24 protein-coding genes are annotated in these 20,536 nt (G+C 74.1%); 6 read left to right on the top strand and 18 right to left on the bottom strand.

What is annotated here, in order from left to right:
* Positions 1 to 27 precede the first annotated feature (27 nt).
* The 7 genes from ABD140_RS18860 to ABD140_RS18830 form a co-directional block, all read right to left on the bottom strand.
* The gene (locus ABD140_RS18860) at positions 28 to 441 is read right to left on the bottom strand and encodes a DUF3040 domain-containing protein (protein ID WP_344242176.1); all 414 of its coding nucleotides are present in this window, start codon (positions 439 to 441) and stop codon (positions 28 to 30) included.
* Positions 442 to 578: 137 nt separating this feature from the next.
* Positions 579 to 1,883 carry a DNA polymerase IV gene (locus tag ABD140_RS18855; RefSeq protein WP_344242175.1) on the bottom strand — a complete coding sequence of 435 codons (1,305 nt, stop codon included), beginning with the start codon at positions 1,881 to 1,883 and terminating at the stop codon, positions 579 to 581.
* Positions 1,883 to 2,623, bottom strand: coding sequence for a class I SAM-dependent methyltransferase (locus ABD140_RS18850; RefSeq protein WP_344242174.1), 741 nt, complete (start codon positions 2,621 to 2,623; stop codon positions 1,883 to 1,885). The genes ABD140_RS18855 and ABD140_RS18850 overlap by 1 nt, the downstream gene beginning before the upstream one ends.
* Before the next feature lie 182 nt (positions 2,624 to 2,805).
* On the bottom strand, positions 2,806 to 3,222 hold the full coding sequence (nusB, locus tag ABD140_RS18845; RefSeq protein WP_344242173.1) for a transcription antitermination factor NusB: 417 nt from the start codon (positions 3,220 to 3,222) through the stop codon (positions 2,806 to 2,808).
* Positions 3,222 to 3,782, bottom strand: a complete 561-nt coding sequence (efp, locus tag ABD140_RS18840; RefSeq protein ID WP_344242172.1) for an elongation factor P — start codon at positions 3,780 to 3,782, stop codon at positions 3,222 to 3,224. The genes nusB and efp overlap by 1 nt, the downstream gene beginning before the upstream one ends.
* Before the next feature lie 165 nt (positions 3,783 to 3,947).
* Positions 3,948 to 4,997 carry an LLM class F420-dependent oxidoreductase gene (locus ABD140_RS18835; RefSeq protein ID WP_344242171.1) on the bottom strand — a complete coding sequence of 350 codons (1,050 nt, stop codon included), beginning with the start codon at positions 4,995 to 4,997 and terminating at the stop codon, positions 3,948 to 3,950.
* Positions 4,998 to 5,064: 67 nt separating this feature from the next.
* Positions 5,065 to 5,739, bottom strand: a complete 675-nt coding sequence (locus tag ABD140_RS18830) for an enoyl-CoA hydratase-related protein (RefSeq protein ID WP_344242170.1) — start codon at positions 5,737 to 5,739, stop codon at positions 5,065 to 5,067.
* A gap of 130 nt (positions 5,740 to 5,869) precedes the next feature.
* On the opposite strand from ABD140_RS18830, the gene ABD140_RS18825 reads away from it, so the two are divergent.
* Positions 5,870 to 6,451 (top strand): TetR/AcrR family transcriptional regulator, encoded by a 582-nt coding sequence (locus ABD140_RS18825; RefSeq protein ID WP_344242169.1) that lies wholly within the window; start codon positions 5,870 to 5,872, stop codon positions 6,449 to 6,451.
* Here ABD140_RS18825 and aroQ read toward each other — a convergent pair.
* The 7 genes from aroQ to ABD140_RS18790 form a co-directional block, all read right to left on the bottom strand.
* Complete coding sequence (aroQ, locus tag ABD140_RS18820; protein ID WP_344242188.1) at positions 6,448 to 6,879, bottom strand: type II 3-dehydroquinate dehydratase; 432 nt, start codon at positions 6,877 to 6,879, stop codon at positions 6,448 to 6,450. The genes ABD140_RS18825 and aroQ overlap by 4 nt on opposite strands.
* Positions 6,880 to 6,884: 5 nt before the next feature.
* The gene (aroB, locus tag ABD140_RS18815) at positions 6,885 to 7,964 is read right to left on the bottom strand and encodes a 3-dehydroquinate synthase (protein ID WP_344242168.1); all 1,080 of its coding nucleotides are present in this window, start codon (positions 7,962 to 7,964) and stop codon (positions 6,885 to 6,887) included.
* Between the two features lies 1 nt (position 7,965).
* Entirely contained in the window at positions 7,966 to 8,472 is a 507-nt protein-coding gene (locus ABD140_RS18810; RefSeq protein WP_344242167.1) for a shikimate kinase, read from the bottom strand.
* Positions 8,469 to 9,650 carry a chorismate synthase gene (gene aroC, locus ABD140_RS18805; protein ID WP_344242166.1) on the bottom strand — a complete coding sequence of 394 codons (1,182 nt, stop codon included), beginning with the start codon at positions 9,648 to 9,650 and terminating at the stop codon, positions 8,469 to 8,471. The genes ABD140_RS18810 and aroC overlap by 4 nt, the downstream gene beginning before the upstream one ends.
* A gap of 72 nt (positions 9,651 to 9,722) precedes the next feature.
* Positions 9,723 to 10,292, bottom strand: a complete 570-nt coding sequence (locus ABD140_RS18800) for a prepilin peptidase (protein ID WP_344242165.1) — start codon at positions 10,290 to 10,292, stop codon at positions 9,723 to 9,725.
* A 10-nt stretch (positions 10,293 to 10,302) separates the two neighbouring features.
* The gene (locus ABD140_RS18795) at positions 10,303 to 10,992 is read right to left on the bottom strand and encodes an SseB family protein (RefSeq protein ID WP_344242164.1); all 690 of its coding nucleotides are present in this window, start codon (positions 10,990 to 10,992) and stop codon (positions 10,303 to 10,305) included.
* 53 nt (positions 10,993 to 11,045) lie between these two features.
* Positions 11,046 to 12,209: a pyridoxal phosphate-dependent aminotransferase gene (locus ABD140_RS18790; RefSeq protein ID WP_344242163.1), complete on the bottom strand. Its 1,164-nt coding sequence runs from the start codon at positions 12,207 to 12,209 to the stop codon at positions 11,046 to 11,048.
* A 60-nt stretch (positions 12,210 to 12,269) separates the two neighbouring features.
* Here ABD140_RS18790 and ABD140_RS18785 point away from each other — a divergent pair, with 60 nt between their 5' ends.
* The gene (locus ABD140_RS18785) at positions 12,270 to 13,049 is read left to right on the top strand and encodes a carbon-nitrogen hydrolase family protein (protein ID WP_344242162.1); all 780 of its coding nucleotides are present in this window, start codon (positions 12,270 to 12,272) and stop codon (positions 13,047 to 13,049) included.
* 10 nt (positions 13,050 to 13,059) lie between these two features.
* On the opposite strand, the gene ABD140_RS18780 is transcribed toward ABD140_RS18785, so the two are convergent.
* The 3 genes from ABD140_RS18780 to ABD140_RS18770 are packed head-to-tail and all read right to left on the bottom strand — an operon-like array spanning position 13,060 to position 17,092.
* Positions 13,060 to 14,505, bottom strand: a complete 1,446-nt coding sequence (locus ABD140_RS18780; RefSeq protein ID WP_344242161.1) for a carboxyl transferase domain-containing protein — start codon at positions 14,503 to 14,505, stop codon at positions 13,060 to 13,062.
* Positions 14,506 to 14,543: 38 nt separating this feature from the next.
* The gene (locus ABD140_RS18775) at positions 14,544 to 15,914 is read right to left on the bottom strand and encodes an acyl-CoA synthetase (RefSeq protein WP_344242160.1); all 1,371 of its coding nucleotides are present in this window, start codon (positions 15,912 to 15,914) and stop codon (positions 14,544 to 14,546) included.
* Between the two features lie 2 nt (positions 15,915 to 15,916).
* On the bottom strand, positions 15,917 to 17,092 hold the full coding sequence (locus tag ABD140_RS18770; protein ID WP_344242159.1) for a CaiB/BaiF CoA transferase family protein: 1,176 nt from the start codon (positions 17,090 to 17,092) through the stop codon (positions 15,917 to 15,919).
* Between the two features lie 73 nt (positions 17,093 to 17,165).
* Here ABD140_RS18770 and ABD140_RS18765 point away from each other — a divergent pair, with 73 nt between their 5' ends.
* A complete protein-coding gene (locus ABD140_RS18765) occupies positions 17,166 to 17,702 on the top strand; it encodes a uridine kinase family protein (RefSeq protein WP_344242158.1) in 537 nt (178 codons plus the stop codon).
* On the opposite strand, the gene ABD140_RS18760 is transcribed toward ABD140_RS18765, so the two are convergent.
* Positions 17,637 to 18,275 (bottom strand): DsbA family oxidoreductase, encoded by a 639-nt coding sequence (locus ABD140_RS18760; protein WP_344242157.1) that lies wholly within the window; start codon positions 18,273 to 18,275, stop codon positions 17,637 to 17,639. The genes ABD140_RS18765 and ABD140_RS18760 overlap by 66 nt on opposite strands.
* Before the next feature lie 93 nt (positions 18,276 to 18,368).
* Here ABD140_RS18760 and ABD140_RS18755 point away from each other — a divergent pair, with 93 nt between their 5' ends.
* From ABD140_RS18755 to ABD140_RS18745, 3 genes are read left to right on the top strand one after another with little or no spacing between them, the layout of a single operon-like run.
* Complete coding sequence (locus ABD140_RS18755) at positions 18,369 to 19,289, top strand: ABC transporter ATP-binding protein (RefSeq protein WP_344242156.1); 921 nt, start codon at positions 18,369 to 18,371, stop codon at positions 19,287 to 19,289.
* Positions 19,289 to 20,113, top strand: coding sequence for an ABC transporter permease (locus ABD140_RS18750; RefSeq protein ID WP_344242155.1), 825 nt, complete (start codon positions 19,289 to 19,291; stop codon positions 20,111 to 20,113). The genes ABD140_RS18755 and ABD140_RS18750 overlap by 1 nt, the downstream gene beginning before the upstream one ends.
* A gap of 43 nt (positions 20,114 to 20,156) precedes the next feature.
* Positions 20,157 to 20,528 (top strand): FKBP-type peptidyl-prolyl cis-trans isomerase, encoded by a 372-nt coding sequence (locus ABD140_RS18745; RefSeq protein ID WP_344242154.1) that lies wholly within the window; start codon positions 20,157 to 20,159, stop codon positions 20,526 to 20,528.
* Positions 20,529 to 20,536 lie beyond the last annotated feature (8 nt).

Here is a 20,536-nt window from a genome sequence, read left to right as displayed (position 1 = left end):
GTGCCTGGTGTGCCGGGAGGCGTGGCGTCAGGACTCGCCTTCGCTCCTGCGGCGCCACCGCTCCTCGAGCCGGTTCATGAAGCCCGACTGCTGGCGCTCGCCGCGCGGGGCGCGGCCGGCCGGCCGTCCGGCGGCGGGCTCGAAGTCGCCGCCGATGCCGGTCATGCGCTTCCAGCTGGTCAGGGCCCACACCCCGCTGGCGAGCATGAGCAGGAACCCGGTCACGCTGATCGCGACGCTGAGGCTGCCCTTGCTGACCACCAGCCCCGCCATGAGCACCGCGATGCCCACCACGAGGCCGAGGACGGCCTTGACGATCTGGCGCTTGTAGTGGCTCTGCGGATTGGTGGTGCGAACGGCGTGCGCGAACTTCGGGTCTTCGGCGTAGAGTTCACGCTCGATCTGCTCGAGCAGACGTTGCTCGTGCTCAGAGAGCGGCACGGTGCCTCCCAACGACTGCCCCGTGGATCAGGTGCCTGGTGCTCCTTAGCCGGACGGGGACCTGGCTAACGGTGATATGCCCAGAATACGAGTCCGGACGACCTGAGTGAAGAAAACCGGTGCGGTCAGACCACAAGCTATTCATCCGCGGTCCTTCTCATGGGTGTTGCACCGCCTCCCTGGCCACCGGTGTCCCGCCCGCCTGCGCGCGGGCCGCTCGGTGGCCGGATCAGGGCCGCGGGGCGGATGGCCCCCCGGCCGAACCTGCGCGCAGCCTCGTCGATCGCCTGCTCGGCCTCCCGCCAGCCGTGCTCCGGTTCGTCCAGAGCCAGCTGCCGGGCCTCCGGGCCGGCTCCGGCCAGATTCTCGACCCTGACACCTATCAGACGCAGGGGTACCCGCTCCAGTCCCGACGCCTCATAGAGCTCGCGAGCTGTGATGTAGATCACACGTGAGACATCCGTCGCTTCGGGCAGGGTCCGGGACCGGGTGATCGTCGAGAAGTCCGGCTTCCTGAGTTTGACGCTCACGGTGCGTCCCCGGTTCGCGCCCGTCCGCAACCGCTCGCCGACCTTCTCGGCCAGCCGGAGCAGCTCCCGGCGCACCTCCTCGGGCTCCACGACGTCGGTCTCGAAGGTCTCCTCGGCGCCCACGCTCTTGTCGGGGCCGTCCGGGCTCACCCGGCGCGCGTCGCGGCCCCAGGCCAGGTCGTGCAGCCGGGCGCCCTGGGCGGCGCCCAGTTCGCGCCTGAGCGTCTCCGGCGGGACGCGGGCCAGTTCCCCCACGGTGCGCAGGCCCATCCGCCGCAACCGCTCCTCGGTGCGCTCGCCCACCCCCCACAGCGCGGCCACCGGCAGCGGGTGCAGGAAGTCGAGGACGCCTCCGGCGGGCACCACGAGCAGCCCGTCCGGCTTGCAGCGGGTGGAGGCCAGCTTGGCCAGGAACTTCGTGGGCGCCGCCCCCACCGAGCAGGTCAGGCCCAGCTCGCCGACCACCCGCCGCCGGATGGCGGCGGCGATCTCGGCGGGGCGGCCGAACAGCGCCCGCGCGCCCGCCACGTCCAGGAACGCCTCGTCCAGGGCGAGCGGCTCCACCAGCGGGGTGAACGAGAAGAAGATCTCCCGGACCCGGCGGGAGGCCTCGGCGTACTTGGCGTGGGCCGGGGGCAGCACCACCGCCCGCGGGCACAGGCGCAGCGCCCGGCTCATCGGCATCGCCGAGTGCACCCCGAACCGGCGCGCCTCATAGGAGGCGGCGGCCACCACGCCGCGCCCGCCCGTGCCGCCGACCAGGACCGGCGCGCCCCGCAGCTCGGGGCGCTCCAGCAGCTCCACGGACACGAAGAACGCGTCCATGTCCACGTGCAGGATCGGGCAGCCCGTGTCGTCGGCGGGCGGCCCCGGCTGCGGTCCGGGGCGGTCCAGCTGCTGCTTGCGCGACATCAGGCCGGGCGCCGGGCGAACAGGTGCAGGCGGGCGGCCAGCGAGCGCAGCACCGGGTGGACGGCGGCCGCGGCCTCCAGAGCGCGCAGGGACTCGGCGGCGTGCGGGTCGGCCTCGGCGTGCCCGCCGGGCACCAGGTCGGCGAAGACCCGCACCCCGTGGACCTCGGGCTCGGCCAGCCCCGCCCCGGCGGCCAGCTCCAGCAGCGACTCGGGGGTGAACCGGCGCGGCTCCTCCGCCCAGCCGCCGGGGGCGGCGAGCAGCTCGCTCGCCTCCTCGAAGTGGCCCGCCACGGCCCGCTGCACCACGGCGGCGAGCGCGCCGGGCACCAGCAGGCTCAGCCCGCCCCCGGGGCGCAGCGCGGCGACGAGCGCCTCCACGGCGGCGTCGAGGTCCTCGACGTACTCCAGCACGCTGTGGCACAGCACGAGATCGGCGGAGGCCGCGCCCACGGCGTCCTGGAGCCCGGCGGCCTCGCCTTGCAGGGCGCGCACCCGCACCCCCGCCTCGGCGGCGCGGCGTTCCAGGGTGGCCAGCGCGTCGGGACTGGGGTCGACGACCGTCACCCGGTGGCCGAGAGCGGCCAGCGGGACGGCCAGGGGCCCGGTGCCCCCGCCGACGTCGACCACGTCCAGCGGACCGGCCTCCAGCAGCGGGGCCAGCAGCTCCCGCACGGCCGCGCGGCCGCTCCGCCCGACGGCGCGTCCGCCCTGACTGCGCACTCCCTCGTCCACGGTCATGCCCCCAGCCTAACCACGCCCGCCGACGGCGCGGTGGCCCCTTCCCCCGAGGGCATGGCCCGGCCCCGGAGGCCGGGGACGCGGACGGGCGCCCGCGCGCGGCGCGGACGCCTCCGTCCCCGTCGGGGTCCGCCGCCCGGCGGGGCGGGCGGGTGCGGCCCGGCGGGGCCGGGCCGCGTGCCTCACAGGGTCAGGCTGGGCTTGAGGTCCTGCAGGCGGGAGAGCAGGCCGTTGACGAACTTCGGCGACTCCTCGGTGGAGAAGTCGGTGGCCAGCGCCACCGCCTCGCTGAGGGCGACGCCGTCGGGGACGTCCTCGGCCCACAGCAGCTCGAAGGCGCCGATGCGCAGCACGGTCAGGTCCACCGCGGGCATGCGGTCCAGGGTCCAGCCCACGGCGTAGGTCGCCAGCAGCTCGTCGATGCGCTCGCGGTGCCGGTCCACGCCCTCGATCAGCCGGATGGCGTGGCCGTGCTCGGCGAGTTCCTCCCCCTTGGGCTTGCCGCGGCGCTGCAGCACCTCGCCCGGGGAGATGCCCCGCTGCTGCGCCTCGAAGAGGATCTCGAAGGCGTAGCGGCGGGCCTTGGTGCGTGCGGCCATCAGGCGCGGCCGAGGTAGTCGCCGGTCCGGGTGTCGACCTTGATCTTCTCGCCGGAGGTGATGAACAACGGGACCTTGATCTCCGCGCCCGTCTCCAGGGTGGCGGGCTTGGTGCCGCCGGTGGAGCGGTCGCCCTGCAGGCCCGGGTCGGTGTGGTCCACGATGATCTCGACGGTCACCGGGAGCTCGACGTAGAGCACCTCGCCGCCGTGCATCGCCAGCATCGCCTCGCCGTTGTCCAGCAGGAACTTGGCGGCGTCGCCGAGGACCGCCGGGGAGACGTTCAGCATCTCGTAGGACTGGGCGTCCATGAAGACGTAGTCTTCGCCGTCCTTGTAGGAGAAGGTCATGTTGCGCTTGTCGACGGTGGCGGTCTCCACCTTGGTGCCCGCGTTGAAGGTCTTGTCGACGATCTTGCCGGACTTGACGTGCTTGATCTTGGTGCGGACGAAGGCGGGGCCCTTGCCCGGCTTGACGTGCTGGAACTCCACGACCGACCACAGCTCGCCGTTGTCGAGCTTGAGTACCATGCCGTTCTTGAGGTCGTTCGTCGTCGCCACTCGAATCGTCTTTCCGTCGCGGTCCCCGCCCGCCGGACGGGCGGACCCTGGCTTGATGGTCTGAAAGGAGCTCCGGGCCGTCCGCCCTGACCCCCGCGCTCGAGGGGAACTCAATCCACCAGTTTAGCGGCCCCGCCGCACCGCGGCGGCGGGGCCGAAGGCGGCTCAGACGTCGGCGGCCAGGGTCTTGATGCGCTCGATCAGGGCGACCTTGGACTTGTGGTCCGCGGCGATCGGCGTGATGTTCAAGGTGGTGACGCCGACCTCCTTGAAGGCGGCCAGGCGCTCCTTGACCCAGGACTCGGGGCCGATGAGGGACATGTTGCGCACCAGCTCGGCGGGGACCTTCTCGGCCGCCTCGTTCTTCTTGCCCGCCAGGTAGAGGTCCTGGATCTCCTCGGCCTCCTTCTCCCAGCCGTAGCGGCGGCAGAGGGAGTTGTAGAAGTTCTTGCCCTTGGCGCCCATGCCGCCGATGTACAGGGCGGCCATGGGGCGGCCGAAGTCGAGGTAGCCCTCGACGTCGTCGCCGATGGCCAGCGGGGCCTGGGCCACGATGTCCAGGGCGCCCAGCGACGGGTCGCGCTTGGCCTCGCCCTTGGCCAGGGCGTCGCCCCACACGTCCCGCGCCTTCTCCGGCAGGAAGAAGATCGGCTGCCAGCCGTTGGCGATCTCGGCGGTCAGCTGCACGTTCTTCTCGCCGATCGCCGCGACCTGGATCGGGATGTCGGGGCGGACCGGGTGGTTGATGATCTTCAGGGCCTTGCCCAGGCCGGTGCCCTTGGCCGGGTCCAGCGGCAGCTCGTAGTGCTTGCCCTGGTGCTCCAGCGGGGCCTCGCGCTTCCAGACCTTGCGGCAGATCTCGATGACCTCGCGGGTGCGGCCCAGCGGAGCGTGGTAGGGCACGCCGTGGAAGCCCTCGATCACCTGCGGCCCTGAGGCGCCGATGCCCAGGGTGAACCGGCCGTCGGAGACGTAGTCCAGACCCGCGGCGGTCATCGCCATCAGGGTGGGCGTGCGGGAGTAGATGTTGAGGATGCCGGAGGCGATCTCCACCCGCTCGGTCTTGGCGGCGATGTAGCCCATCTGGCTCACGCCGTCGAAGCTGTAGGCCTCGGCGACGTAGACGATGTCCAGCCCGGCCTTCTCGTACTCGACCAGCTCGGCGACGCTCTCCTTGAAGCCGCCGGCGTAGCCGAGGGGCATTCCGATCCGCATGGTCGCTCCTCGATGTCAGTGGGTCGGTCGAACCGAATCAGGCTCAGTATGCCAATCGTCAGATTAGTTACGACAGGGGGAGTGCCGACTCACCGCAGAGCACCTGGATGGCGGGCCGGTACATCGTGCGGCGGATCGCGCCGAACGTCCGGCCGTCCTTGCCGCCCAGCGCCGCGGCCAGCTCGATCGCCGTCTTCACGACCTCCTCCTCCGGCGCCGTCCGGTGCACGATGCCCGCCTCCAGCGCCTCGGGCGCGGTGTAGCGGCGGCCGGTGAGCATGGCGTCGTGCGCGGCGCCGGTGGAGAGCTTGGCCTGCACCAGCGCGGCCATCCCGGGGGTGAACGGGATGTTGATGTCGACCTCCGGCAGGCAGAACCAGCCGCGGTCCTGGCGCATCACGATGAAGTCGTGGCTGAGGGCGAGCATGCCCCCTCCCGCGAAGGCGTGGCCGTTGACGGCCGCCACGGCCGGGAGGTTCTGCTTGAGGAGGCGCGCGTACAGGGCGTGGATCTCCCCCACGTACCAGTTGCTCTTCTGGCCGTTGGCGGCCAGCCAGTCCAGGTCCAGGCCGTTGGAGTAGTACTTGCCCTCGCCGGTGGTGACCAGCGCCCTGGCCTCCCCCTCCACCTCGTCCAGCGCCTTGTTCACCCCTTCCAGGAACTCGGGGGTGAACCGGTTCTCCCCGTTCTGGAAGCGCAGGACGAAGACACCGGACCCGGCGTTCTCTATCTTGATCATCATTCTCTCCGGATCTCTCGTGCGGGTGGCGCGGGCGGTCGGCCGCCCGTCTCCACGCTAGGGGGCGTCCGGTGCGGCACCGGATCTTCTCCCTACCCACCCTGGCATTTATGATGTACGTCATAATGACCGGGTGAGTGCGAAAGAGCGCATGGTGCGCAGCGCGGCGTACCTCTTCCGGGAGCGCGGCTACAGCGGTACGGGCTTCCGGGACGTGATCGCCCACAGCGGCGCCCCGCGCGGCTCGATCTACCACCATTTCCCCGGCGGCAAGGTGCAGCTCGCCGTGGAGGCCATGCGCTACGCGGGCGACTTCGTGGCGGCCGGCACCGAGTCGGCCATCAAGGAGGGCGACCCCGTCGCCGCGGTGCACGCCTTCATCGGCTGGTGGCGCCGGGTCCTGGTCAAGAGCGACTTCCAGGCGGGCTGCCCCATCGCGGCGGTCACCGTCGAGTCCCACGAGGAGGCGCCGCAGCTGGCCCAGGCCGCCGCCCACGCCTTCCGGCGCTGGCAGGACGCGCTGGCCGCGGGCCTGGTGGCGGGCGGCTGCTCGGCCGAGCGCGCCGAGAGCCTGGCCACGCTCATCGTCTCCTCCGTCGAGGGCGCCACCATCCTGTGCCGCGCGGCACGGGACGCCTCCGCCCTCGACCGGGTCGCCGTCGAGCTCGAAGGCGTGGTGGAGAACGCCCTGAAGGCCGAGGTGCGGCGGCGTTAGAGCAGCTCCGCCAGGGCGTGCAGGGCCAGGACGTAGGAGCGGAGGCCGAAGCCGGCGATGGTGCCGGTGGCCACGGAGGCCACGACCGAGGTGTGGCGGAACTCCTCGCGGGCGGCCGGGTTGGAGATGTGCACCTCGATGAGGGGCGCCGTGCGCTGGGCGAGGGCGTCGTGCAGGGCGTAGGAGTAGTGGGTGAAGGCCGCCGGGTTCAGCACGATCGGCGTGCGCTCGTCGGCGGCGGTGTGCACCCAGCCCACCAGCTCGGCCTCGTCGTTGGTCTGGCGCACCTCCACGTCCAGGCCCAGCTCCCGGCCCGTCCTCCGGCAGAGCTCCACCAGGTCGTCGAAGGTGTCGGCGCCGTAGATCTCCGGCTCCCGGGTGCCCAGGCGGCGCAGGTTGGGGCCGTTGAGGACCAGGACCCTGTGCACCGCGCTCACCTCGCGACCCTGGCGTAGGCGTCGCGCAGCAGCTCCTCCGAGGGCCCGGCGAGGCGGCCGCAGGAGGCCAGCTCGTCCAGGACCACGAAGCGCAGGGTGGCGCCGCGGGTCTTCTTGTCGACGTTCATGGCGGCGCGGAGCTCGTCCCAGGACTCCGAGCGGTAGGACGTCGGCAGGCCGACCGAGGAGAAGACCTCGTGGTGGCGCTCCACGAGCTTGTCGTCGATGCGGCCGTCCAGGCGGGCGAGCTCGGCGGCGTAGACGCAGCCGATGGCGACGGCGTGGCCGTGCCGGAAGCGGTAGTCCTCGCTCTTCTCGATGGCGTGGGCCAGGGTGTGGCCGTAGTTGAGGATCTCGCGCAGGCCCGACTCCTTCAGGTCGGCGCCGACGACGTCGGCCTTGACCTGGATCGCGCGCTCGACCAGCTCGCGGGTGTGCGGCCCGTCGGGGCGCGCGGCGCCCGCCGGGTCGGCCTCGACGAGCTCCAGGATCCGCGGGTCCCGGATGAACCCCGCCTTGATCGTCTCGGCGAGGCCGGAGATGTAGTCCTCGTGCGGGACCGTCATCAGCGTCGCCAGGTCGCACAGCACCCCGGCGGGCGGGGCGAAGGCGCCGACGAGGTTCTTGCCCTCGGCGATGTTGATGCCGGTCTTGCCGCCGACCGCGGCGTCGACCATCGCCAGCAGCGTGGTCGGCACCAGCACGCAGCGCACACCGCGCAGCCAGGAGGCCGCGGCGAACCCGGCGAGGTCGGTGGTCGCCCCGCCGCCGACGCCCACGACGGCGTCCGAGCGGGTGACGCCCAGCTCGGCGAACCTCGACCACAGCCCGGCCAGCGTCGTGACGTCCTTGGCCGCCTCGCCGTCGGGCACCGGCACCAGGTGCGTCAGGTACCCGGCCTGCTCCAGCGCTCCGGCGACGGGCCTGGCGATCTCCGGCAGGTTCTCGGAGTAGACCACCGCGACGGTGCGGGCGCGCCCGCCCACCAGCGCGGGCAGCTCGCCGAGGATCCCGGTGCCGATCACCACGTCGTAGGGCTCGTCGCCGTGGACGGTGATCCGGGTGGCCTCGCTCATCTCAGGACTCCTTCAGGGCCGCCGCCAGCTCGGCGACGACCTCCTCCTCGGAACGCTCGGTGGTGTTCGCGGTGATCACGGCGAGCCGCTCGTAGATCGGCAGCCGCTCGTCCAGCAGTTTGCGCAGCTGGGAGCGCGGGTTGAGCACCAGCAGCGGGCGGGCGGAGTTCAGCCCGACGCGCTTGACGGCCTCGGCCAGCGACACCTCCAGGTAGACGACGGTGTGCCCGGCCAGCAGCTCCTGCGTCTCGGCGGCCAGGACCGCCCCGCCGCCCAGCGCCAGGACGCCCTCGTGCCCGGCCAGCGCCTCGCGCACCGCCTCGCGCTCCAGGGCGCGGAAGCTCTGCTCGCCGTCGTCGATGAAGATCTCGCTGATCGGCTTGCCCGCCTTGGCCTCGACGTCGGCGTCGGTGTCGCGGAAAGCCACGCCGAGCGCCTCGGCCAGGGCCGTGCCGATGGTGGACTTGCCGCTGCCGGGCGGGCCGACGAGCACCGCGCGGGGCCTCACTTGACCACCAGGGACTGCAGGTAGGCGCGGGCGTTGCGGGCGGTCTCCTCGACGCTGTCGCCGCCGAACTTCTCCAGCACGGCGTCGGCCAGCACCAGCGCGACCATCGCCTCGGCGACCACGCCCGCGGCGGGCACCGCGGTGACGTCGCTGCGCTGGTTGATCGCCTTGGCGGGCTCGCCGGTGAGCACGTCGACGGTGTCGAGCTGGCGCGGCACCGTGGAGATCGGCTTCATCGCCGCGCGCACCCGCAGGACCTCGCCGTTGGTCATGCCGCCCTCGATGCCGCCGGCGCGGTTGGTGCGCCGCCGCACGCCCTCGGGGGTGTTCTCGATCTCGTCGTGGGCGCGGGTGCCGGGGCGGCGCGCGGTCTCGAACCCGTCGCCGACCGCCACGCCCTTGATCGCCTGGATGCCCATGAGGATCCCGGCGAGCCGGGCGTCCAGCCGCCGGTCCCAGTGCACGTAGCTGCCCAGGCCGGGCGGCAGGCCGTAGGCGAGCACCTCGACCACGCCGCCGATGGTGTCGCCGGCCTTCTTCAGCTCGTCGACGTGCGCGACCATCGCCGCGTCGGTGGCGGCGTGGAAGCAGCGGGCCGGGGTGGCGTCGATCGCCGCGAGGTCCTCGGGGCCGGGCAGCGGCGCGTCCTCGGGGACGGCGACCTCGCCGAGCTCCACCACGTGGCTGAGCACCTCGACGCCCAGCGCCTGGCGCAGGAACGCCCTGGCGACCTCGCCGAGCGCCACCCGGGCGGCGGTCTCGCGGGCGCTGGCGCGCTCCAGCACCGGCCGTGCGTCGTCGAAGCCGTACTTCTGGATGCCCGCGAGGTCGGCGTGGCCGGGCCGGGGCCGCGACAGCGGGGCGTTGCGCGCCTGGGCCGCCAGCACCTCCGGGTCCACCGGGTCGGCCGACATGACCGTCTCCCACTTGGGCCACTCGGAGTTGCCGACCTCGATCGCGACCGGGCCGCCGAGCGTCGACCCGTGCCGGATCCCCCCGGTGATCGTGACCTTGTCCTGCTCGAACTTCATCCGGGCCCCGCGTCCGTGGCCCAGCCGGCGGCGGCGCAGCCCCTCGGCGATGTCGGCGGAGGTCACCCGGACTCCGGCGGGCAGGCCCTCCACGATCGCGACAAGGGCGGGGCCGTGCGACTCACCCGCGGTCAACCAGCGCAACATGCCCGCAATTCTTTCACCTCGCCGCCACCGGACGGACCGCGCGTCCGAAAGGTGAGACGCGGCGCGTCGCGCTCAGCCGTGCAGCAGCACCGCGGCGAGCGTCCCGGCGAGCATGAAGGGCCCGAACGGGAAGGACGAGCCGCGCCCGGCCCGCCGGGTGGCCAGCAGCGCCGCGCCCCACAGCCCGCCCAGGACGTGGATCGCCACGACCCCGGCGACCAGGGCCTCGGCCCCCAGCCAGCCCAGCGCCAGGCCGAGCGAGGGCGCCAGCTTCACATCGCCCAGGCCGATCTGCGACGGGGCGATCAGCCACAGCAGCCCGTAGACCGCCGACAGCCCCGCCATCCCGGCCAGCGCCCCGGTGAGGGAGCCGTCCGCCCCCGCCGCGGCGGCCGCGCCCAGCAGGACGAGCAGGGCCGGGAGCAGCGGGAGGGTCAGCGGGTCGGGCAGGCGCAGCAGCGCGGCGTCGATGAAGGCGAGGCAGGTGCCGACCAGGCCCAGCACGGCGAACGCCGCCAGGTCGGGGCGCGCTCCCAGCCGCCAGGCCAGCGCGGCCAGGACGGCGAGCGCGACCAGGGAGACCGCGGCGGGCCGCCGCAGGACGGGGTCGAACCAGGGGTCCCGGGGGGTGGTCGGGGTCACCCCGGTGACACTACCGGCGGGCGACCGCCAGCTCCACGCCGCCGACGATCCTGCCGCGCAGCACGTCGGCGAGCCGGTCGCCGATCCGCCGGACGGCCGCCTGCTCGTCCATGCCGTCCGCGACGCTGAAGCGCACCGACAGCTCCGCGCCCCCGCCGGGGCCGACCCTGACCTCGGTGATCCCGTCCTCGCCGCCGAACGCCGCCTTGATCGCGGCGAGCACCTCGGGGTCCTGGTGGGGCGGCGGCACCGGGCGGCCCTCGGCCATCAGGTGCAGGCGCACCCCGTCGACCGCGAACGGGACGGGGCCGGCCACGTCCAGGACCAGCGCCTCGGCGCCCTCGTCCAGAGCGGTGCGGCAGGCGTCCACGGCGCGGACCGGCACCGGACGGGCGTCGGCGCGCCACAGCTGGAGGGTCTTCAGAGAGGTGAAGCCGAGCACCCCGCGCCGTCCGTCCGCGCCGGTGATGGTCGGCAGCGCCATCTCGCTCTCCTTCTCCCGGCGCAGCCCGTCGACGGTCTCCTCGGTGGTCAGGACGGCGACGATGGGCACCAGGATCCGGCTGTGCGACAGCGCGTCGAGCACGGCGTGCTCGCCCCCCTGCCCGGCGGCGTAGGCGGTGAGCGCCGCGACCAGGCCCGGGTCGGCGCTCCCGTCGTCGTCGGGGAACTGGGGTTTGATGAGAGACGGTCCAGCCACGTATCGAAGGGTATAGCCATCCTCCGGCGGGCCGCGGCCGGTTCCCCTCCGCGTCACAGGCCGCCGCGCAGGCGCTCCACCGCCTCGTCGATGACCTCGTCCCGCTTGCAGAAGGCGAAACGGACATAGCGCCTGCCGCGTGCGGGATCGGCGTAGAAGACCTGGGTGGGGATGCAGACGACCCCGGCCAGGGCGGGCAGGGCGCGCGCGAGCTCCGCGCCGTCGCGGTGGCCCAGCGGGCTCACGTCGGCCTGGACGAAGTAGGTGCCCTGGGGGCGGTGGACGGTGAAGCCCGCGGACTCCAGGCCGGCGGAGAGCCGGTCGCGCTTGGCCTGGAGCGCCCCGCGCAGCCCCTCGACCCAGGCGAGCTCGTGCCGCAGGCCGTGGGCGGCGGCGAGCTGCCAGGGCGCGGCGCCGACGTAGGTGAGGAACTGCTTGACCGTCCTGACGGCCCGGATGTACGGCTCGGGCGCGCAGATCCAGCCGGTCTTCCAGCCGGTGACCGAGAACGTCTTGCCCGCCGAGGAGATCGCCACGGTGCGCTCCCGCATGCCGGGGAAGGCCGCCAGCGGCAGGTGGACGGCGTCGTCGAAGGTCAGGTACTCGTACACCTCGTCGGTGACCGCGGTGAGGCCGTGCTCGACGCAGACCTCCGCGACGGCGCGCAGCTCCTCCCCGGTGAAGACCGTCCCGCACGGGTTGTGCGGGGAGTTGACCAGGACGATCCTCGTCCGGGGCGTCACGGCCGCGCGCAGCTCGGCGGGGTCGAAGGTGAAGCGGCCCGCCTCCGGCCGCAGGGTGACGGGGACGATCCGCGCCCCGGCCAGGGCGACCGTCGCGGCGTAGGAGTCGTAGAACGGCTCGAAGGCGATCACCTCGTCGCCGGGCTCGGTGAGCGCCAGGACGGCGGAGGCGATCGCCTCGGTGGCGCCGACCGTGACCAGGACCTCGGTGTCGGGGTCGTAGGCCTGGCCGTAGCGGGCCAGGCGCTGCTCGGCGACGGCCTGCCGCAGCTCGGGGACGCCGATGCCCGGCGGGTACTGGTTGCCGCCGCCGCGGACCGCCTCGACCGCGCGCTCCAGCACGCCCGCGGGCCCGTCCTCGTCGGGGAAGCCCTGCCCCAGGTTGATCGCGCCGGTCGCGACGGCCAGCGCGGACATCTCCGCGAAGATCGTCGTCCCGAAGCCCCGCATCCGCTCCACCAGTGGATCACGCACGGGACCACCCTAATCGGCGTCCCCTTTCCCGGCGCGGCGGCGGGAGGGCAGACTGGTCCCATGCGGATCGCGTTGTGTCAGATCGAGGTCGGCGACGACCCGGAGGCCAACCTGGCCGAGGTGCGCCGTGCCCTGGCGCGGGCCGAGGGCGCCGACCTCGCCGTCTTCCCCGAGGCCACCATGATCCGGTTCGGCAACGACCTGCGGGCCGCCGCCGAGCCGCTGGACGGCCCGTTCACCACCGGGCTGCGCGAGGCGGCGCGCGAGCACGGCACCGCGCTGGTGGCGGGCGTCTTCGAGACCGCCCCCGACGGGCGCGCCTTCAACACCGCCGTGGCCGTCGACGCCTCCGGCGCGCTCGCCGGCGCCTACCGCAAGATCCACCTGTTCGACGCGTTCGCGTTCGCCGAGTCGCGCGCCATCGCGCCGGGCGACGAGCCGGTGGTCGTGGAGCTCGCCGGCGTGCGGATCGGGCTGATCACCTGTTACGACGTCCGCTTCCCCGAGCTGGCCCGCGCCCTGGTCGACCGCGGCGCGCAGCTGCTGGTGGTGACCGCGTCCTGGGCGCAGGGGGTGTTCAAGGAGGAGCACTGGACGACCCTGGTCCGCGCCCGCGCGATCGAGAACACGATCTGGACCGCCGCCGTGGACAAGGCGCCCGACCGCGACGACCCGCCGCACGGCGCCCGGATGGGGGTGGGCCGCAGCATGCTGGTCGACCCGATGGGCGTGGTCGCCGATCTGGGGCCCTTCCCCGCCGTCCGCGTCCTGCCGGTGGACCTGGCGCTGACCGACGAGGTGCGCCGCGCGCTGCCGTCCCTGGAGCACCGCCGCCTCTGAGCGGGCGGGCTCAGGCGGGACGGGCGAAGCGGGCGGCGCGGGCGGCCGCGCGGTCGCCTTCGGGCAGGGCGCAGGCGGCCAGCACCGCCGTCTCCAGCTCGCCGGCGAGGGCGAAGGGCTGCTCGGAGACGATCCAGTCGACGACGCCGCGCTCCAGCAGGTCGGCGGCGCGCACGCCCTGGGCCTCGGCGAGCTCGGCGGCGCGGTCCGGCGTGCGGTGCACGATGACGGACGCGCCCTCGGGCGGCAGCGGCGACAGCCAGGCGTGCTCGGCGGCCAGCACCCTGTCGGCGGGCAGCAGGGCCAGCGCGGCGCCGCCCGCGCCCTCGCCCAGCAGCAGGCAGACGGTCGCGGTGTCCAGGGTGATGAGGTCGGCCAGGCAGCGGGCGATCTCCCCGGCCAGGCCGCGGTTCTCGGCGTCGGCCGACAGTACTGCGCCGGGGGTGTCGACCACGGTGACCAGCGGCAGCCCCAGCTCGGCGGCGAGCCGCATGCCGCGCCGCGCCACGCGCAGCCCGGCGGGGCCGATGGGGTGGCCGGTGCGCTGGCTGTGCCGGTCCTGGGCCACGACGACGCAGCGGGCGGCGCCGAAGCGGGCCAGGGCCAGCAGCAGGCCGGGGTCGTTCTCGCCCTCGCCGGTGCCCGACAGGAGGCTGACGTCGGCGGCCTCGGCCAGCAGGTCGCGCACTCCCGTGCGGTCGCCCTCGCGGGTGTGCAGGACCGACTCCCACGCGCCGGGCGGCTCCCCCATGGGGCGGGCGTAGCGGTACAGCGGCGAGAACGGGGTGCGGGGCGGCATCAGGACGTTCAGCACGCGCACGGCGATCGGGCGCAGGTCGCCGGGCGCGACGACGGCGTCGACCAGGCCGCGCGCGGCGAGGTTCTCGGCCCGCTGCACGCCCGCGGGGAACTTCTCGCCGTACAGCCCCTCGTAGACGCGGGGGCCCAGGAAGCCGATGAGCGCGCCGGGCTCGGCGGCCGTCACGTGCCCCAGCGAGCCCCAGGAGGCCAGGACGCCGCCGGTGGTGGGGTGGCGCAGGTAGACCAGGTAGGGCAGCCGCGCCTTGCGGTGCGCCATGACGGCGGCGGTGATCCGCGCCATCTGCACGAACGCGAAGGTCCCCTCCTGCATGCGGGTGCCGCCGGAGGAGGGCGCGGCCAGCAGCGGCAGCCCCTCGCGGGTGGCGCGCTCCACGGCGGCGACGATCCGGTCGGCGGTGGCGGCGCCGATCGACCCGGCCAGGAAGCCGAACTCGCTGACGACCAGCGCGACGCGCCGCCCCTCCAGCAGTCCCTCGCCGGTGAGGACCGCCTCGTCGACGCCCGAGCGCTCGCGGGCCGCGGCCAGCTCCCCCTCGTAGCCGGGCGGCTGCCGGGGCGGGGTGTCCCAGGAGCGCCAGCTGCCCGGGTCGAGCGTCAGGTCGATGAGCCGCCGCGCGGTTCCGCGATCTTCCACACGCCCGATTCAACCATCCTGTCCGTTCAGCGGGTCCCTCAGGTCTGCGGGAGGAGCTTCTTCTGCACCTTGCCGAGCGCGTTGCGCGGCAGCGCGTCGACGAAGCGCACGGCGCGGGGCCTCTTGTGGGCCGACAGGCCGCCCGCCACGAAGTCGATCAGCTCCCGTTCGGTGACCGCCCCGGCCGCCACGACGAACGCCGTCACCTGCTCGCCGAGGTCCGGGTGCGGGGTGCCGATGACGGCGGTCTCCCGGACGGCGGGGTGGGACAGCAGCGCCGCCTCGATCTCGCCCGCGCCGATGCGGTAGCCGCCGCTCTTGATGAGGTCGGTGGAGGCGCGGCCGACGATCCGGTGCCAGCCGTCGGGGGCGATCGTCGCGATGTCCCCGGTGTGGAACCAGCCGTCGCGCAGCGCCTCCGCGGTGGCCTCGGGCCGGTTCAGGTAGCCGTTGAAGACCGTCGGGGTGCGCACGAGCAGCTCGCCGGGGCTCTCGCCGTCGTGCGGGACGGGGCTTCCGTCCTCGGCGACGAGCCGTGTCTCCACGCCGCGCAGCGGAAGGCCGACCTGGCCGGGGCGGCGCTCCCCGTCGTGGCGGGCGCTGACGGTGATGAGCGTCTCGGTCATGCCGTACCGCTCGACGGCACGGTGCCCCGACATCGCCTCCAGCGCCTCGAAGACGGGGGCGGGCAGGCCCGCGCTGCCCGAGACGAGCAGGCGCGCGCCGCGCAGCTCCCGCGCCGCGCCGGACTCCACCATGCGCGACCACACGGTGGGGACGCCGAAGTACAGGGTGCCTCCGGCCGCCGCGTACGCCTCGGGCGTGGGGCGTCCGGTGTGCACGAGGGCCGAGCCGGTGCGCAGCGCGCCGAGCACGCCCAGGACGAGCCCGTGGACGTGGAAGAGCGGCAGGCCGTGCACGAGGGTGTCCTCGGCGGTCCAGCCCCAGGCCTCGGCGAGCGCGTCCAGGTCGGCGGCGATCGCATCGCGGGAGATCATCACGCCCTTGGGGGCGCCGGTCGTGCCGCTGGTGTAGAGGATCAGGGCCGTCGCGTCGCCGGGGGGCTCGGGGAACTCCGGGGAACCCGTCGAGGCGCCCCCGCCGACCGGGACCGCGGGGAGGCCGAACCCGCCTTCGCCGACGACCAGCTCCGCGCCGGAGTCCCCGAGGATGTGGTCGCGTTCGGCCGGGCCCGAGTCCGGCGGCACCGGGACCACCGGCACCCCGCACATCAGCCCGCCGACCACCGCGATCACGGTGTCGAGGGTGGCGGTGGCGTTCACGGCCGCGGCGCGGGCCCCGTGGATGCGCGCGGCGACGAAGGCGGCCCGGGAGACCAGCTCCGACCGGGAGATCTCCTCGCCCGCCACGCGCAGCGGCCGTCCCTCCGGCCCGCCCAGCAGTGTCATGCTCACTCTTCCGCGCCCTCCCGCTCATCGAGTTCATCGAGTTCATCGAGTTCATCGAGCCAGGCGAGCACGGACCCGGTGTGCTCGCCCAGCAGGGGCGGCGGCCGGTGCTCCGCCCGGTGGCCGTCGAAGCGCAGCGCCGGGCCGGGGAGCTCGATCTCGCCCAGCTCCGGGTGGTCGACGGTGACGACCAGGCCCTGGGAGCGGGTCTGCTCCCAGTCGTAGACCTCGTCCAGCGAGCGGACGGCCCCGGCCGGGACGCCCGCCTCGGCGAAGCGGGCCAGCCATACCGCGCGGGTCTCCCCCGCCAGCGCCTTCTCGATCTCCCCGGCCAGCTCGGCGCGGCGCCGGGCGCGGTCGGGCACCTCGGCGTAGCGGGGGTCGCCGGGGTCCAGGCCCACCACGGGCGCGAACCGCCGCCAGATCGCCTGGTTGGCCACGCCCAGCTGCAGCGACCCGTCCGCGCAGCGGAACGTGCCGTACGGGGCGAGGGAGGGGTGGTCGTTGCCGAGCGACTCGGGCACCTCGCGGGCCACCGTCCAGCGGGTGCCCTGGAAGCCGTGCGCCCCCACCACCGAGGCCAGCAGGGAGGTGCGGACGACCTGGCCGCGACCCGACCTCTCGCGCTCGTACAGGGCGGCGAGCACACCGGCCACGACGTTCTGGGCGGCCAGCATGTCGGCGACCGTCATCCCGGCCTTGCTGGGGACGCCGGGCGGACCCGTCACGCTCATCAGCCCCGCCTCGCCCTGCACGATCGCGTCGTAGCCGGGGCGGCCGCCCTCGGGGCCGTCGTGTCCGAAGCCCGTCACCGACATGACGACGAGCCGCGGGTTGAGCTCCAGCAGCCGTTCGAAGCCCAGGCCGAGCCGGTCCATCACCCCGGTGCGGAAGTTCTCCACCAGGACGTCGGCGCGGCGCACCAGGCGCAGCAGCGCCGCCAGGCCGGCGGGGTCCTTCAGGTCGAGGACGACCGACTCCTTGTTGCGGTTGGCCGACAGGTAGTACGTGCTCACGCCGCCGGCGAAGGGCGGCCCCCAGCCGCGGGTGTCGTCGCCGCCGGGCTGCTCCACCTTGATCACGCGGGCGCCGAGGTCGCCGAGCGTCTGGGTGGCGTGCGGCCCCGCCACCACCCGGCTGAGGTCCACGACGAGCACGCCGTCGAGCGGTCCGGACACGATGCACACCTCCGAACCAGAAGTATCGCCTGTTCCGGGCACAGGGGAGAATCGAGGGGTGCAGGTGATGGCGGTGGACGGACCCAGCGCGGCGGGCAAGTCGACGTACGCCGCGCGGCTCGCGGCCGCCCTGGACGCGCCACTGCTGGGCACCGACGAGTTCCCGGTGCCCTGGGACGGGCCCGTCCTGGCGTGGTGGCCGCACGTCAGGCCGCTGCTGGAGACCCTGCGCCGGGGCGGAACCGCCGTCTACCGGCCGTACGACTGGCGCACGCGGGCGTACGGGCCGCCGCGCGTCCTGCGCCCGGCGCCCCTGCTGGTCCTCGAAGGGGTCGGCACGGCCTGGCGGGGCGGCCCCGCCGACCTGCGGATCTGGGTGGACGCCCCCTACGGGGTGCGCCGCCGCCGCGCGGTCCTGCGGGACGGCGCGGAAGGGCTGGCCGCCTGGGAGGAGTGGGGGCGCCGGGAGGCCGCGCACTTCGCCCGGGACCGCACCCGGGAGCGCGCCGACCTCGTCGTGGACTCCGGCGACCCGCCCGGGGCCTCAGCCGAGCTTGCCCGCGACCTCCTCCAGCGCGGCGGACAGGACCTCGGCGGACTGGGCGCCTGAGACCGCCCACTGGCCCTCGAAGAGGAAGAACGGCACGCCGCTGATCCCCAGCACCCTGGCCTCCTCCAGCGAGGCGCCGATCTCGGGCATGCCCTCGTTGGAGGCGAACATCTCGCGCACCCGCTCGCCGGGCAGCCCCGCCTCGGCGGCCAGCGCGGCGAGGGTCTCCTCCTCCGACACGTCCAGGCCCTCGGCATGGTGGGCGCGGAAGAGCCGGGAGACGACCGCGTCCTGCAGGCCCGGCTCGCCGGTCCCGCCCGCCAGCCACACCACGCGGTGCGCGGGGATGCTGTTGACGCGCCGCGTACGACCCGGCTCGTACGGCAGGCCCTCGGCCGCGGCCAGCGCGCGCATCTGCGCGTGGGCCGAGGCGACCTTGTCCGCGCCGCCGAACTTCTCCCGCAGCCACTCGTCGGCCAGGCCGCCGTCGCGCACCGGGGCCGACGGGTCGAGCTGGAAGGGGCGCCAGGCCGCCTCCACGGCGCCGTCGAAGCCGGCCAGCGCGGTCCGCATCCGGGCCTGGCCGAGGTAGCACCAGGGGCAGACGATGTCGGAGTAGATGTCGATCTTCACGGAGGAAGAACCTCCGGAGAGCCGGGTAAATTCCCGGTCCGCTTTCCCGGCTCCCCCGGCGGCCCGTCCGCGGCCGCTGGTAGACCCGATGACGTGATCGAAGCGCGGGGACTGAGCAAGCGGTACGGCGACCGGACGGCCGTCGACGGGCTGGACTTCACGGTGCGGCCGGGCGCCGTCACCGGCTTCCTCGGCCCCAACGGCGCGGGGAAGAGCACCACCATGCGGCTGATCCTCGGCCTGGACCGGCCCACCGGGGGCACCGCGCTGATCGGCGGCCGCCGCTACCGCGACCTGCACGCGCCCCTGCGCCAGGTCGGGGCGCTGCTGGACGCCAAGGCCGTGCACGGCGGGCGCAGCGCCCGCGACCACCTGCGCTGCCTGGCCGAGGCCAACGCCATCCCCCGCTGCCGGGTCGGCGAGGTGCTGGAGCTCGTCGGCCTCGCCGCCGTCGCCGACCGCCCGTGCCGCGGCTTCTCCCTGGGCATGGGCCAGCGGCTCGGCATCGCCGCGGCGCTGCTGGGCGACCCCGCCGTGCTCGTCTTCGACGAGCCGGTCAACGGCCTCGACCCCGAGGGCGTGCGGTGGATCCGCACCCTCATGCGCTCCCTGGCCGCCGAGGGCAGGACGGTCTTCGTCTCCAGCCACCTCATGTCCGAGATGGCGCTGACCGCCGAGCACCTCCTGGTCATCGGCCGCGGGCGCATCCTGGCCGACACCGGGATGCGGGAGTTCATCGAGACGCACTCCGAGCTCGGCCTGCGGGTGCGCACGCCCCGCCCGGACGTGCTGTGCCCGCTGCTGGCCCGGCGCGGCCTGCGCGTGGAGCCCGAAGGCGACGGCGCCTTCCGGGTGCACGGCGCGTCGGCCGCCGCGGTGGGCGAGCTGGCCGCGCGGGCCGGGGTGGCGCTGCACGAGCTGAGCCCCGTCCGCGCCTCCCTGGAGGAGGCGTTCCTGCGGCTGACCGGCCAGAGCGTGGAGTACCAGGCCGACGTCCCGCTGGAGGCGGCGTGATGAGGACGCCCCTGGTGACCGCGCCCGCCAAGACCCTTCCCCGGCGCCGCCCCGCCTTCCGCCACATGGTCGCCTCCGAGTGGGTGAAACTGCGCTCGGTCCGCTCCACCTACTGGACGGTCCTGGCCTGCATCGCCGTCTCCGTCGGCCTCAGCGGCCTGCTGTCCCTGGCGGTGGCCACGAGCTGGGACGAGCTGCCCGAACGCGACAGGGCGCTGTTCGACCCCACCTCCTACGCGATGGCGGGCACCAACATCGGCCTGCTCGTCCTGGCGGCGCTGGGGGTGCTGACGATGACCTCCGAGTACGCCACCGGCACGATCCGCGCCTCGCTCACCGCCGTGCCCGACCGCTCCCGCTTCCTGGCCGCCAAGGCCCTCGTCCTGTGCGCGGTCGCCTTCACCGCGGGCCAGGTCTCGGCGTTCGCCAGCTTCCTGCTCGGCCAGGTCTTCTTCGCCGCCCGCGACCTGGACGTCTCCCTGGGCGAGGAGGGCGTCCTGCGCGCCGTCGCCGGCTGCGGCCTCTACCTCACCCTGGTCACCCTCCTGGCCTTCGGCGTCGGCATCCTGCTCCGCCACACCGCCGCCGCCCTCACCCTCATCGTCGGCGTCATGTTCGTCGTCCCCCTCATCGCCGCCTTCCTGCCCGGCGAGTGGGGCCTGGCGGTCCGCCGCCTCATCCCCTCCCAGGCCGGATCCGCCGTCACCGTCGTCGCGCCCAACGACACCTACCTCTCCCCCCCGGCCGGCCTCCTCGTCTTCTGCTGCTACCTCGCCGCCGTCCTCGTCCCCGCCCATCTGCGCTTCCTCAGGCACGACGCCTAGTAACCTCGGGCGGGTCCACATGATTTCTAAGGAGCCTGAAGACATGGCGCTTGAACGCCCTGAGATCGACTTTCCGGAGGGGCCGCCGCCCGCGAACCTCGAGATCACCGACCTGGTGGTCGGGGACGGCGAGGAGGCCGTGCGCGGGCAGCAGGTGACGGTGCACTACGTGGGGGTCGCCTACTCCACCGGTGATGAGTTCGACTCCTCGTGGAACCGGAAGGAGCCGTTCTCCTTCCCGCTCGGCGGCGGCCGGGTCATCAAGGGCTGGGACATGGGCGTCGCCGGCATGAAGGTCGGCGGTCGGCGCAAGCTCGTCATCCCGCCGCACCTGGGCTACGGGCAGCGCGGCGCGGGTCCCTCGATCAAGCCGGGCGAGACCCTGATCTTCGTCGTGGACCTGCTCGCCGTCTAGCGGCGCGG

The organism is Actinocorallia libanotica (assembly GCF_039525175.1).
In the GTDB taxonomy this organism is placed as follows: Bacteria; Actinomycetota; Actinomycetes; order Streptosporangiales; family Streptosporangiaceae; genus Actinocorallia; species Actinocorallia libanotica.
This window is presented reverse-complemented; position numbering and strand designations above follow the sequence as displayed.

What these genes read in the sequence shown, in the direction of transcription:
- ABD140_RS18855 (WP_344242175.1), bottom strand. Translation starts at nt 1,883, where the DNA reads ATGTCGCGCAAGCAGCAGCTGGACCGCCCCGGACCGCAGCCGGGGCCG.
- ABD140_RS18850 (WP_344242174.1), bottom strand. Translation starts at nt 2,623, where the DNA reads ATGACCGTGGACGAGGGAGTGCGCAGTCAGGGCGGACGCGCCGTCGGG.
- nusB (WP_344242173.1), bottom strand. Translation starts at nt 3,222, where the DNA reads ATGGCCGCACGCACCAAGGCCCGCCGCTACGCCTTCGAGATCCTCTTC.
- ABD140_RS18835 (WP_344242171.1), bottom strand. Translation starts at nt 4,997, where the DNA reads ATGCGGATCGGAATGCCCCTCGGCTACGCCGGCGGCTTCAAGGAGAGC.
- ABD140_RS18830 (WP_344242170.1), bottom strand. Translation starts at nt 5,739, where the DNA reads ATGATGATCAAGATAGAGAACGCCGGGTCCGGTGTCTTCGTCCTGCGC.
- aroB (WP_344242168.1), bottom strand. Translation starts at nt 7,964, where the DNA reads ATGAGCGAGGCCACCCGGATCACCGTCCACGGCGACGAGCCCTACGAC.
- aroC (WP_344242166.1), bottom strand. Translation starts at nt 9,650, where the DNA reads ATGTTGCGCTGGTTGACCGCGGGTGAGTCGCACGGCCCCGCCCTTGTC.
- ABD140_RS18785 (WP_344242162.1), top strand. Translation starts at nt 12,270, where the DNA reads ATGCGGATCGCGTTGTGTCAGATCGAGGTCGGCGACGACCCGGAGGCC.
- ABD140_RS18775 (WP_344242160.1), bottom strand. Translation starts at nt 15,914, where the DNA reads ATGACACTGCTGGGCGGGCCGGAGGGACGGCCGCTGCGCGTGGCGGGC.
- ABD140_RS18750 (WP_344242155.1), top strand. Translation starts at nt 19,289, where the DNA reads ATGAGGACGCCCCTGGTGACCGCGCCCGCCAAGACCCTTCCCCGGCGC.
- ABD140_RS18745 (WP_344242154.1), top strand. Translation starts at nt 20,157, where the DNA reads ATGGCGCTTGAACGCCCTGAGATCGACTTTCCGGAGGGGCCGCCGCCC.